Source organism: Longispora urticae (assembly GCF_053902585.1).
Map to the genome: position 1 here is coordinate 95,401 of NZ_JAQZSH010000021.1, position 11,784 is coordinate 107,184.

Genomic DNA, 11,784 nt, shown 5'->3' on the forward strand with positions numbered 1-11,784 from the left:
GTACCCCTCCTAAGCGGTGGCGAGGACGCTGCCCACGGCCCGGTGCGCCGGCAGGATGCCCGCCCGCTCCTCCGCCGCGTCGGCCTTGCCGGCCAGGATGTCCAGGAACCGGTCCAGCTGCGCCGCCAGGGGCTCGCGCACCGTGATCAGTTCCGGGATCTCGATGATGCTCTGCTGCCGGTAGCCGCGCCCGTCGGGCGTCGCCGCGTCCAGGGACACGTGCCGGTAGATCGTCACGTCCTTGCGGAGCAGGTCGACCTCGATGCAGCGGTCCACCTCGTTGACGGTCAGCGACCGCACCTTGCGCTGCCCGATCCGGCTCGCCGACACCGTCGCCACCCCGCCCTCGGGGAACGTCAGCAGCGCCTCGGCGACGTCCTCGGCCCCGGCGACGGACTCCGGGTGGAAGTGTCCGAGCATGCCGCGCACCCCGGACGGCTCCGCGCCGCCGAACATCCCGATCGCCAGGTCCACGTCGTGCACGAGCAGGTCCCAGGCGACCCCGGTCCGGATCCGCGGCGCGTACGGCGAGTGCCGGGTGGCCGTCACGTGCACCGGCCGGTCCACGAGCTGGCGGGCGGTGAGGATCGCCGGGTTGAAGCGTTCGAGCAGCCCGCACATCAGGGGCACGTCCCGGGCCGCCGACAGGGCGACGATCTCCTCGGTCTCGGCGAGGCTCGCGCAGACCGGCTTCTCCACCAGCAGCGGCAGGCCCTCGGAGAGCACCCGGTACGCGACGTCGCGGTGCGTCTCGGTGGCCGACGCGACGATCACGGCGTCCACGTCGGAGAAGTCCAGCTCGGGCACCCACTGCGCGTCGTACCGCTCGGCGACCGCCCGGCCGGTGTCCTCCCGGGGCTCGATCACCCGGACCAGCTCGGCCCGCTCGGACTGGGCGACGACCCGGGCGTGCAGGGAACCCATCACCCCGGCACCCACCAGCGCGAACCTCATGCGCCCATCACCTCGCGCACGGCGGCGACGATGGTGTCGAGGTCGGACTCCGACAGGTACGGGTGCACCGGCAGCGACAGGCAGGCCGCGGCGACCCGCTCGGCGACCGGCGTCGGGTCGACGACGACGCGCGGGTGGTCGCGGTAGCAGTCGTAGTCGTGCACGAGGCGCGGGTAGTACACGCCGGAGCCGACGCCGCGCTCCAGGAGCTTCGCGGACAGCTCGTCGCGGGAGACGGCGGCGTCCGGGGAGACCAGCACCGTGTACTGGTGCCACACGTGCGACCGGCCCGGCAGCTCGGCCGGCGTGGTCAGCCCGGGCACGCCCGCCAGGCCCTCGCTGAGCCGGGCCGCGTTGTCCTTGCGCCGCTTGACCTGCTCCGGGTAGCCGGCGAGCTGCGGGAGCCCGATGGCGGCCTGCACGTCGGTGAGCCGGTAGTTGTGCCCGGCCATCTCGTACTGGTACCGCTGGACCATGCCCTGGTTGCGCAGCACGCGCAGCTTCGCGGCGAGCGCGGCGTCGTTCGTCGTGATCATGCCGCCCTCCCCGGTGGTGAGGTTCTTCGTACCGTAGAACGAGAAGGTGCCCAGCCCGAACGTGCCGGCCGCGCGGCCGTCGACCGTCGCGCCGTGCGCCTGGGCGGTGTCCTCGACGAGGCCGAGCCCGTGGGCGGCGGCGAGCGGGGCGAGGCTGGTCATGTCGGCGGCCTGCCCGTACAGGTGCACCGGCATCAGGACCTTGGTCCGCGGGCCGACCGCGGCCGCCACGGCCCCGGGGTCCAGGCAGAAGTCGTCGGTGCGGATGTCGGCGAACCGGGCCGTCGCGCCGGCCTCCAGGATCGCGTTCAGCGTCGCCACGAAGGTGAACGGGCTGGTCAGTACCTCGTCGCCGGGCTGGAGGTCGAGGACCTCGAGGGCTGCGACCAGGGCGGTGGTGCCGTTGTTGACGGCCACGGCGTGCTCGACGTCGATCATCGCGGCGAACTCCCGCTCGAACCGCTCGACCATCGGACCGCTGGCCAGCATCCCCGACTCGATGACCTCGACGACCAGTCGCGCGGCGTCGGCGGGCAGTTGCACCCTCGAAATCGGGATCAAGATCGCTCTCCTGTCAGGTGCGGAACGGCCCTGCGACAGTACCAACCTGACTCTCCGTAGACTCTGCCGGTGACCTTCACCCCCCGTATCCCCCGTCCGGTCCTGCTTGCCGGGCGGATAGCGATAATTGTCGCTATTGCCGGCTTCGTGGTGTGGAACGTGGTCACCAACTGGGCCCAGGTCCGCGACACCTGGCTCGGGCTCGCCTGGCAGTCCCTCGCGCTGTCCCTGGTCGCCGCGATCGCCGCGATGGGCGCCAACGTGCTCGCCTGGCGGGCCGCGCTCGCCGACGTCGAACACGAGGTGGACGTCCCCACCGCCGCGCAGATCTGCCTGGTGGGCGGGCTCGCCAAGTACCTCCCGGGCAGCGTCTGGTCCTACGTCCTCCAGATGGAACTCGGCCGCCGCGCCGGACTCCCCCGCCCGCGCGCCTTCCTCGCCTCCCTGATCGCCACCGGCCTCGGCCTGGTCACCGCCCTGCTCGTCGGCCTCGCCGGCCTGCCCACCCTGCTCCGGGAGGCCTCCGGCGGCACGGCCGACCACGCCGGCGCGGTGCGCACCGCCCTGTGGGTGATGCTGATCCTGCTGCCGATCGCCCTGCTCTGCGCCGTCCCGGCCGTGCTGACCCGGCTCGTGCAGCTGTTCCTGCGCCTCGTGCGCCGCCCCGGGCTGGAGAACCCGCTGACCTGGGCCGGCGTCCTGCGGGTGATGGGCTTCAGCGCCCTGGGCTGGGTGCTGTTCGGGCTGCACTTCTGGCTGCTGGCCAACGCCCAGGCCGCCCCCGGACTCGGCGGGCTCCTGGTGTGCGTGGGGGCGTTCGCGATCGCGATGAACGTCGGGATGTTCGTGGTGATCTCGCCGTCGGGGCTCGGGGTGCGCGAGAGCGTGCTCGTGGCGGCGCTGGTGCCGTTCCTGAGCAGCGGGGACGTCGTGGGGACCGCGCTGGGGATCGCGCTGGCCTCGCGGCTGATCCTGACCGTGGCGGACCTGATCGCGGCGGGGCTGGCGGCGCTCACCGCGATGCGGGCCCTGCGCCGGACCCCGGCGGACCATCCTGAGGACGTCAGCGCGTCCTAGCCGGGAGCGGCGGGCCGGGCTCCCCGGCCCCCGCGGCGCGGCCACGGACCCGGCGGGCGCGCGGGGACCCGTACCCGTCAACGGGTCCTGATCGTCACCTGGCGGGTGAACTCGTGCGGCAGGTGGTACCCGTCCCACGTCGCCGCGAAGCTCAACGCCTCCCCCATCGGCACGAACCGGTCGACCCCGCGCCCCGCGAGCAGCCGCGCGAAGTCCAGCAGCTCCGACTCGGTGAAGCCGAAGTGCGTGACGGTCTGGTCGCGGCGCTCCACGAGCGGGGCCAGGTCGGCGAGGGTGGCGACCTCGGACTCGGGGAAGACGCCGGTGCCGAGCCAGCGGCGGGGCAGGTCGGCGGGGTCGCGCAGGTCGACGGTCGCGACGGTGTTGCCGGTGTAGTGCAGGCCGGTGGCGTGGCCGTCCAGGGCGAGGCCGTAGGTGGCGACCCGCTTCTCGACGGCCATCGCGGCGTCGATGTCGGGGTGTTTGGCGGCGACGACCTCGCGGAGGAGCTGCCAGAACTCGGCCCGGGCCCGGCCGGCGGGGGAACCCGCGCCACCCGCCGCACCCGGCACGGAGCCCGCGCCGCCCACCCAGAACACGGTCCGCGGCGAGGCGCACGCGGCCTGGTCGAACCAGTAGGAGTCGTTGTAGAGCCCCTCGGCGGCGGCGCGTTTCTCCTGCTCGGTGGCCCGCGTCCAGCCCTGCACCGAGATCACCGTGAACGACGACCGGTCGGGGAACGTCAGGTCCCGGGCGTGCGGGGCGAGCGGGAACTGCCGGATCGCGGCCACCGACGCGTCCCCGCCCCAGATGACCCGCAGGTCGCAGGCCGCGCTGAGCCGGGCGGTGACGGCGTCGTCGCGGCCGTAGCTGAGCATCGACTGGGTGCGCCCGACGACGGGGTCGGCGTCGGCGAGGGTCTCGTTGAGGGCGTCGAGGACGACGGTGGCGGCCCCGGCGGCGCGTTCGGAGATCCGGACGATGTTGGCGTTGCCGCACAGGGCGGACAGGGCCCAGGAGTACACGAAGATGGTGTCGACGTTGGCCGGCGGGATGTGGAAGACCAGCCCCCGGGGGAAGCGCAGGCCGTCGAGCGGGGCGAGGGCGTCGGCGAGCGGGCCCCGGCGGAGGAAGAAGCCGAGCGAGGCGAGTTCCGGGTGCCGGCGGGCGACGGCCGGCTTGAGCAGGCGTCGGGCGAACGCGACCAGGAAGTCGACCATCCGGGGGTCGCCGACGGTCAGCGTGTGGTCCCGGACCGGTTCCGGCGCGCCGAACAGGTGCTTCACCGTGCCCCCTGGAAGGTGTCGCTGCAGCCCCGGGCCTCGGCGCGCGGCAGCCGGCCGAGGATGGAGAACCTCTTGCCCGGCCAGGCCCCGTCATCGACGCCGTGCACGACCCCGAGATCCTCGGTCAGGAGCACGTGTCCGGGGTACGAACGGGGCAGGGTGGACAGCACCTCCACCACGCCGGGTACGCCCACCGGCTGCTCCCGCCACGTCTCCGGATCCCGGATGATCACGTCCGCGTGGTCGGGGCAGTAGAGCGCGTCGCCGTCGGGGCCCTCGAGGTACACGACGCCGATCTGTTCGACCATGCCGTAGAAGTTGTGGATCCGGGTCAGCCCGGTCTCGGCGAACGCCCGCCGGAACGTCGCGTTGTCCACGGCCCGGTCGGCGAGCTTCTTCCAGCCGCCCGAGTGGATCAGGATGCCGTGGGACAGGTCGAGCCGCTCGGCCCTCGCCGCCTCGTACAGGTACTGCCAGGCCATGAACGTGAACCCGAAGATCAGGAAGGGCTGGTCGCCGTGCTTCGCCAGGAAGTCCCGGACCGCCTGGAGGTCGGGCCGGTCCTCCTCGTCGAGGACGAACGTGTGGTCCCGGCCGAAGTTCATCATGCCGAGCACGCCCGCCCCGCGCGCCGAGAACGACCGCCGGTTCGTGAACAGCGCCTTGGAGTCCACGAGCAGCATCGGCAGCCGCTTCGGGCCGAGGACCTCGCGCAGCGTGGCCGCGAGCATCTTCTGCTGGGTGCCGGCGGCCTCCTTGTCCAGGTAGATCCGGCTGACGTCGCCGGTGGTGCCGGACGAGGTGAGGACCTTGAACACGTCCTCGTCGGGGATGCTCTTGAGGACGTGCCGCTTGAAGAGCCGGACGGGCAGCCAGGGCAGGTCGGCCACGGAGGCGGCGGGGGGCGCGTCGAGGGCGTCGAGGAGGCGGGCGTACTCCGCCGAGGCGGCCCGGTGGTGGTCGGTGAGATCCCGCAGCGCGGGCAGGAGAGCGGCCTCGCGGTCGGCCTGGGCCAGGGTGAACACGCTCATCCCGCCAACCTCCGGTAGTCGACCTTCCCGTTCGGCAGCAGGGGCAGCCGTTCCACCCGGTGCGCCTCGAACCCGGTCCGGTGCAGCTTCAACCGCGCGGCCAGGCGGGGCACGACGTCCTCGGTCGGCCCCTCCACGTACACGAGGACCTTGTCGGGTCCGGACACCGCCGCGACCGGCCCGAGGTCGGCGAGCATGCCCTCGATGTCGTCCAGGTTGAGCCGGACGCCGAACACCTTGCCGAACCGCTTCGTCCGGCCCTTCAGCCACAGGTAGCCGTCGGCGTCGAGTTCGCCCAGGTCACCGGTGTGCAGGACGCCGCCCAGGTCGTCGCCGCGCGCGAGGTCGGCGGCCGTCTCGGCGTACCCCATCATGACGTTGGGTCCGGTGTAGACCACCTCGCCGTCCACGATGGACAGCGCCCCGCCGGGCAGCGGTGGTCCGACGGAGCCGAGCTTGTCGGTGACCCGGTCTGCCGGGAGCGTGGTCATCCGGGGCCCGGCCTCGGTCTGGCCCCACATCACGTGGAACCGTTCGACCTGACCGGCGAACCGCTCGATCAGCTCGTCGCGGAGCTTGCCGCCGGCCTGGGTGAGGGACCGCAGGGTCGGGTGCCTGGCCGGGGTCCATCTGATCCTGGCGAGCATCTCGTAGCTGTAGGGCACCCCGGCCAGTGAGGTGGCGCCGTGCCGGTCGACGGCGTCCCAGAACGGCCGGGCCAGCACGCCGCCGTCGACGACGAGCACGGTCGCCCCGGCGATCAGGTGGCTGTGCAGCACGGACAGGCCGAAGCTGTAGAACAGCGGCAGGCTGGTGGGTGCCACCTCGTGCCGGTCGAGGCCGAGCACCTCGGCGATGGCGGCGGCGTTGTGCAGCACCCCGGCGCGGGACAGCCGGACGAGTTTCGGGTCGCCGGTGGAGCCGGAGGTGGCCAGCAGCACGGCCAGGTCGGGGTGCGGCGCGTGTTCCGGGGCCGTGTCACGCACCCAGGCGGGGCCGTGCAGGTCGGCGTCGGTGTAGCCGGCGGGACGGTCGCCCGCGCCGCCGAGGTCGACGCCGAGCACGGCGGCGGGTTCGAAGCGGCGGACCAGGTCGGCCAGGGTCTCCGGGGCCAGCGCGGGGTCGAGGACGGCGACGGGTCGGCGGGCGTCCCAGGCGGCGAGGTAGCGCTGGACCGAGGCGACGTCGAGCCCGGTCCGCGCGAAGATCAACCCCTCGGGCAGATCAAGATCCACCGTGAGGGGTACGTCCTCCCCGCCCGCCCCGTCGATCAGCCGCGCACCGGGCGCGACCAGGTCCGGACTCACAGCACCAGGCCGCCGTCCACGCCGAGCACCTGTCCCGTGATGAAGGCCGCCTCGTCGCTGACCAGGAACCGGATCGCCCGCGCGACGTCCTGCGGCGTACCGAGCCGGCGCAGCGACGTGTCCTCGACCCGCCGGGCGACCAGGTCGGCCGGCAGGTGCGCGATCATCGCGGTGTCGATCAGCCCGGGGGCGACGGCGTTCACCCGGATGCCGCGCGGCCCGAGTTCCTTGGCCGTGGAGCGGGCGATGGCGGCGACGGCGGCCTTGGAGGCGGCGTACACCGTCTGGCCCGCGCTGCCCTCCTCGCCGACGATGGAGGCGAGCAGCACGATCGCGCCCGACTTCTTGCGCATCATCACCCGGGCCGCGGCCTGCACGGTCGCGATGGTGCCGGCGACGTTGACGCCGAGGGTCCGCTCGACCAGCTCGGGACGGATCATGCCGACCAGCGCGTCCTCCAGGATGCCGGCGTTGGCGACCAGGATGTCGATCCGGCCGTGCTCGGCGGCGATGGCCTTGAACCCGGCGGCGACCGCGTCGAAGTCGCCGACGTCGAAGGTCGCGGCGGACGCCCCGATCTCGGCCGCCACCTTCTCCACGTCCACCCGGCCGGTGATCACCACGGTCGCGCCGGCCTCGACCAGCGCCTCGGCGGTCGCCCGGCCGATGCCGCGGGTGCCGCCGGTGACGACGGCGACCCGGCCGGCGAGCGCCCGCCCGGCGGCCGGCACGCTACTCAACGCCCAGGCCCCGGAGCATCTCGACGGCCACGGCGAAGCTGCTCATGTCGATGACCTGCTCGGTCTCGAACTGCACGTCGAACTCGTCCTCGATGGCCGCGACCAGCGTCATGTGGCCGAGGGAGTCCCAGTTGTCGATGTCGCGGTACTTCAGCGTGTCCACGCCGTCCGCGCTCTTCAGCTCCAGCGCCTCGACGAAGACACCCGTCAACCGGTCATGCAGGGACATTCTCACTCCTCTTCAGCCACGCGGCGAACTGCTCGATGATCTCCGTGGGGAGCCCGACGGGCAAGTCGCCCTTGTTCTTCAGGTACGCCTCCACCGCGTCCACCTGCTCCTCGTCGCACCCGCGCCGCGACAGCCCGACCCGGTTGACGCTCACCTCGCGCGCCGGGTTGCCCACGGCCGTCATGAAGGGGGCGATGTCCTTGCGGACCGCCGAGCCCATCCCGACCATGGCCCCGGGCCCGACGTGCCCGTACTGGTGCACGACGGTACCCATCCCGATGTTCGCCCAGGAGAAGACGTGGGTGTGCCCGCCGAGCTGCACGTTGTCGGACAGGGTGACCAGGTCGTCGAGGACGCAGTCGTGCCCGACGTGGCTGCGGGCCAGCAGGTAGCAGTTGTCGCCGACCGTGGTGGTGACGTGCACGCCCTGGTTGACGGTGACGAAGTCGCGGATGATGTTGCCGTCGCCGATCGCGACGCCCGCGCCGTCCAGCTCGCCCTCCCAGCCGACGGGGTGGTTCCCGGCCCGGTACTCCGCCGGGGTGCCGATCGAGGCCATCGGGCCGATCCAGTTGCCGTCGCCGATCCGGGTCGGGCCCACGATCACGGTGTACGGGCCGATGACGTTGCCGTCGCCCAGCTCTACTCCGGCGCCGATGATCGCGGAGGGGTGAATACGATTTGCCACCTCGGGAGTCTATCCAGCGCCCCCGTGCCGACCGCCGGGGTCTCGTGGGTTGTGGCCAGGTCACGGACAATAAAGAGCCCGAGTGGGTCGTGGTCCCACTCGGGCTCTTTCCCCCCAACAGTGATCAGCGGCCTGATCACCATCAGTGAACACCCGATCACGCAGTTCCGCCAGGGTGCGCCGACGAGTTTGACGGCCCTCAGACAGAGCTCTTCCGGGCGGATGCCGGCTATTTCCGACACCCCGGGGCACGACAAAGGGGCAGGTCAGAGGACCTGCCCCTTCGCGGTGGGACTAGCCGCTGCGCCGGTTCGAATACTGCCGGCGGGGCGAGAGCGTCGCGCCCTTGCCCTGGGTCGGGGCCTGGCCGTGCACCTGCTGCGGGTGCTTGCCGAGGGCGCGGCGTTCCTTGCGGGTCAGCTGGGCCTCGGGAACGGCCTCGGCGTCGGTCGCGGGCTCGTCGGCGACCTGCTCGGGTTCTTGGCTGGTGGTCATGAAGAACTCCTCTGGGCTATTGAGGGTGGAAAAGGGGCCGCGTCAGAGGCGGCGTCGCGCTACGAGGCGCAGGGAAGCCCGAAATATCACATGCCAGCACCCTAGCAGTACGGAAAAACCGCCGCACCCCTTTATCGGGGTACGGCGGCGGCCGCGCACGTCCACGGCGGTCCGGTGCACTTTAGAGCGTGCGCGCGAGCTGGGCGCCCCACCCGGCGTCGGCGTGCGGTCGGCGCCCGCCCCGGAACTAGAGCGTGCGCGCGACGAGCTCGGCGATCTGGACGGCGTTGAGGGCCGCGCCCTTGCGCAGGTTGTCGCTGGACGCGAACAGCGCCAGGCCGTGCTCCACGGTCTCGTCCACCCGGATCCGGCCCACGAACGTCGGGTCCGCCCCGGCCGCCTGCAACGGGGTGGGGATGTCGCTCAGCTCCACGCCGGGTGCGGCGGCGAGCAGTTCCCGGGCCCGCGCGGGGCTGATCGCCGAGGAGAACCGGGCGTTGACCTGCAACGAGTGTCCGGTGAAGACCGGGACCCGCACGCAGGTGCCGGACACCTTCAGCCCCGGGATCTCCAGGATCTTGCGGCTCTCGTTGCGGAGCTTCTGCTCCTCGTCGGTCTCGTCGGACCCGTCGTCCACGATCGAACCGGCCAGGGGCAGCACGTTGAAGGCGATCGGGCGCGCGTACACGTTCGGGGTGCCGAAGTCGACCGCCGACCCGTCGTGCACCAGCTCGGTGGCCCGGTCGATCACCTTGCGGGCCTGCTCGTCGAGCTCGGCCACGCCGGACAGCCCGCTGCCGGACACCGCCTGGTAGGTGGTCGCGACCAGGCCGACGAGGCCCGCCTCGTCGTGCAGGGGGCGCAGGACCGGCATGACGGCCATGGTCGTGCAGTTCGGGTTGGCGATGATGCCCTTCGGGCGGTTCGCCGCCGCGTGCGGGTTGACCTCGGCGACGACCAGCGGCACATCCGGGTCCATCCGCCAGCCGGACGAGTTGTCGATCACCACGGCCCCGGCGGCGGCGACGGTGGGCGCGAGCGCGAGGGCCGTCGTCTTGCCGGCCGAGAACAGCACGATGTCCAGGCCCGAGTAGTCGGCCGTCGCCGCGTCCTCGACCACGATCTCGCCGTCACCCCAGGGCAGGCCCCGGCCCGCGGACCGGGCGGACGCGAACAGCCGCAGCTGCCCGACGGGGAACTGCCGCTCCGCCAACATCCGGCGCATCACGCCACCGACCTGGCCGGTGGCTCCCACAATCCCGATTCTCATAGCCCCGAATCTACCGGGCCGCAAGATTTCCGGCGTCCCGCGTAGACGTGAGCGCGGGCACGTTAGGGCTGCCCCCCGGCTTTCCGGAGAACTTTCACCACGGCCGTTCCGGGGCGCACCGAGGCCTACCCGGGGAGCGGTGCCGGGCACAACCGGAGCCGGGGCCGGGCGCGATCCGGGGCGGGCCCGGCACATTCCGGGGTCGGCCCGCGCGGGAGCCGTACCCGGAAAATGGTTTCGGTCCTCGGGTCAGGCCAGCGCCCCGACGACCGCGGTCATCACCGACCGCCAGTGTTCGCGCTGCCGGGCGCGCTCCTCCGGGCCGGTCAGCCACTCCTGGTGGAACCGGACGACCGTGCCGCCGGAGCCGCCCGGGCTGACGGTCACCTGGAGGGTGGTGTCGTGCGCCCAGCCCCGGGGCCGACCGGCGGCCCCGGGCTTCACCGCCGCTGGGAGATCCTGCACTCCCCCGCCGACCTGGCCGCCTGGCTGCCCCACTCCCGCCTCGCACTCACCGCCCCGCTGACCAGCGACGACTTCCTGGTGGACGAGGCCGGGCTGGCAGCGGTCCGCGCGTTCCGGGACCTGTGGCTGCCGATCGCCCAGGCACTCGCCCCCGACGAGCCCGACCCTCTCGCCCCCCGCGACCTCGAACGCCTCAACGCGGCCGTCTCCCCACCGCCCCGCCCCCGGGTCGACCCGGCCACCCGCGCCCTCGGCTGGGTCACGCCCGTCACCGCCGCCGAGGTGCTCGGGGCGGTCGCCCGGGAGGCCGTCGCGCTCGTCGCCGACCCGACCCGGCTCCGCGAGTGCGGCGCCCCCGACTGCCGCCTCTTGTTCCTCGACACGTCCCGCTCGGCCAACCGCCGCTGGTGCTCGATGGAACGCTGCGGCAACCGCAACAAGGTACGCAACTACCGGACACGCGCCTTGTCTTGATCTCTCTGTAGGCACATGCTTACAAGTTGTGCCCATGGGAGGTCATTGTGGACAGCGGCGAGCGGGTTCTGCAGCACCGGTACGACACCGTGGAGCGCGCCGACCGCTTCTACGACCAACAGGTGCTCGACCGGCTCAACCCGAGGATGTGCGCCTTCCTCGCCCGCCAGGAGATGATGTTCGTCGCCACGGCCGACCGGGCCGGCGCCTGCGACTCCACCTTCCGGGCCGGCCCCGCCGGGTTCGTGCACGTCCTCGACGAGCACACGGTCGCCTGGCCCGAGTACCGGGGCAACGGCGTCTACGCCAGCCTCGGCAACATCAGCGAGAACCCGCACGTCGGCCTGCTGTTCGTCGACTTCGTCCGCGACGTGATCGGGCTGCACGTCAACGGGGTGGCCGAGATCGTGCCCGCCGAGGTGATGGGGGTCGCGGACCCGGCCGGGGTGCCCGGGCGGCGACCCGAGAGGTGGGTACAGGTCACGGTGGACGAGGCGTACATCCACTGCGGGAAGCACATTCCGCGGCTCGTGCCCTGGGACCGGGAACGGGATTGGGGGACCGATGACGTGCGGCGCAAGGGTGGGGACTTCTTCGATGTGGCGGGGAGCCGCTGCGAGGCGTAGACACCGCGGGGCTGAGGCTCCGCGGGGCCTGGGACGACACGGGTC

General features: G+C 72.5%; 14 protein-coding genes. 3 read left to right on the forward strand and 11 right to left on the reverse strand.

Annotated elements, in window-relative coordinates; translation table 11 throughout:
• Positions 1-9: 9 nt before the first annotated feature.
• A complete protein-coding gene (locus PT931_RS11655) occupies positions 10-954 on the reverse strand; it encodes a Gfo/Idh/MocA family protein (RefSeq protein ID WP_456245746.1) in 945 nt (314 codons plus the stop codon).
• The gene (locus PT931_RS11660) at positions 951-2,051 is read right to left on the reverse strand and encodes a DegT/DnrJ/EryC1/StrS family aminotransferase (RefSeq protein ID WP_456245747.1); all 1,101 of its coding nucleotides are present in this window, start codon (positions 2,049-2,051) and stop codon (positions 951-953) included. The genes PT931_RS11655 and PT931_RS11660 overlap by 4 nt, the downstream gene beginning before the upstream one ends.
• Before the next feature lie 69 nt (positions 2,052-2,120).
• On the opposite strand from PT931_RS11660, the gene PT931_RS11665 reads away from it, so the two are divergent.
• A complete protein-coding gene (locus PT931_RS11665) occupies positions 2,121-3,128 on the forward strand; it encodes a lysylphosphatidylglycerol synthase transmembrane domain-containing protein (protein WP_456245748.1) in 1,008 nt (335 codons plus the stop codon).
• A gap of 77 nt (positions 3,129-3,205) precedes the next feature.
• Here PT931_RS11665 and PT931_RS11670 read toward each other — a convergent pair whose 3' ends face one another.
• From PT931_RS11670 to PT931_RS11710, 9 genes are all read right to left on the reverse strand, one after another.
• On the reverse strand, positions 3,206-4,348 hold the full coding sequence (locus tag PT931_RS11670; RefSeq protein ID WP_456245898.1) for an acyl-CoA reductase: 1,143 nt from the start codon (positions 4,346-4,348) through the stop codon (positions 3,206-3,208).
• 62 nt (positions 4,349-4,410) lie between these two features.
• Positions 4,411-5,445 (reverse strand): LuxE/PaaK family acyltransferase, encoded by a 1,035-nt coding sequence (locus tag PT931_RS11675; protein WP_456245749.1) that lies wholly within the window; start codon positions 5,443-5,445, stop codon positions 4,411-4,413.
• Positions 5,442-6,752, reverse strand: coding sequence for an AMP-binding protein (locus tag PT931_RS11680; protein WP_456245750.1), 1,311 nt, complete (start codon positions 6,750-6,752; stop codon positions 5,442-5,444). Before PT931_RS11680 ends, PT931_RS11675 begins: the two co-directional genes overlap by 4 nt.
• A complete protein-coding gene (locus PT931_RS11685; protein ID WP_456245899.1) occupies positions 6,749-7,483 on the reverse strand; it encodes an SDR family NAD(P)-dependent oxidoreductase in 735 nt (244 codons plus the stop codon). Before PT931_RS11685 ends, PT931_RS11680 begins: the two co-directional genes overlap by 4 nt.
• Before the next feature lies 1 nt (position 7,484).
• Positions 7,485-7,721, reverse strand: coding sequence for an acyl carrier protein (locus PT931_RS11690; protein ID WP_363726440.1), 237 nt, complete (start codon positions 7,719-7,721; stop codon positions 7,485-7,487).
• Entirely contained in the window at positions 7,708-8,409 is a 702-nt protein-coding gene (locus tag PT931_RS11695) for a UDP-N-acetylglucosamine acyltransferase (protein ID WP_456245751.1), read from the reverse strand. The genes PT931_RS11690 and PT931_RS11695 overlap by 14 nt, the downstream gene beginning before the upstream one ends.
• Before the next feature lie 294 nt (positions 8,410-8,703).
• Entirely contained in the window at positions 8,704-8,904 is a 201-nt protein-coding gene (locus PT931_RS11700) for a hypothetical protein (RefSeq protein ID WP_456245752.1), read from the reverse strand.
• Positions 8,905-9,151: 247 nt separating this feature from the next.
• Positions 9,152-10,174: an aspartate-semialdehyde dehydrogenase gene (locus tag PT931_RS11705; RefSeq protein WP_363726446.1), complete on the reverse strand. Its 1,023-nt coding sequence runs from the start codon at positions 10,172-10,174 to the stop codon at positions 9,152-9,154.
• A gap of 249 nt (positions 10,175-10,423) precedes the next feature.
• Positions 10,424-10,561 carry a hypothetical protein gene (locus PT931_RS11710; protein WP_456245753.1) on the reverse strand — a complete coding sequence of 46 codons (138 nt, stop codon included), beginning with the start codon at positions 10,559-10,561 and terminating at the stop codon, positions 10,424-10,426.
• Between the two features lie 15 nt (positions 10,562-10,576).
• Here PT931_RS11710 and PT931_RS11715 point away from each other — a divergent pair, with 15 nt between their 5' ends.
• Complete coding sequence (locus PT931_RS11715; RefSeq protein WP_456245754.1) at positions 10,577-11,113, forward strand: CGNR zinc finger domain-containing protein; 537 nt, start codon at positions 10,577-10,579, stop codon at positions 11,111-11,113.
• A gap of 47 nt (positions 11,114-11,160) precedes the next feature.
• Positions 11,161-11,739, forward strand: a complete 579-nt coding sequence (locus PT931_RS11720) for a pyridoxamine 5'-phosphate oxidase family protein (protein ID WP_456245755.1) — start codon at positions 11,161-11,163, stop codon at positions 11,737-11,739.
• The last annotated feature ends 45 nt before the right edge of the window (positions 11,740-11,784 follow it).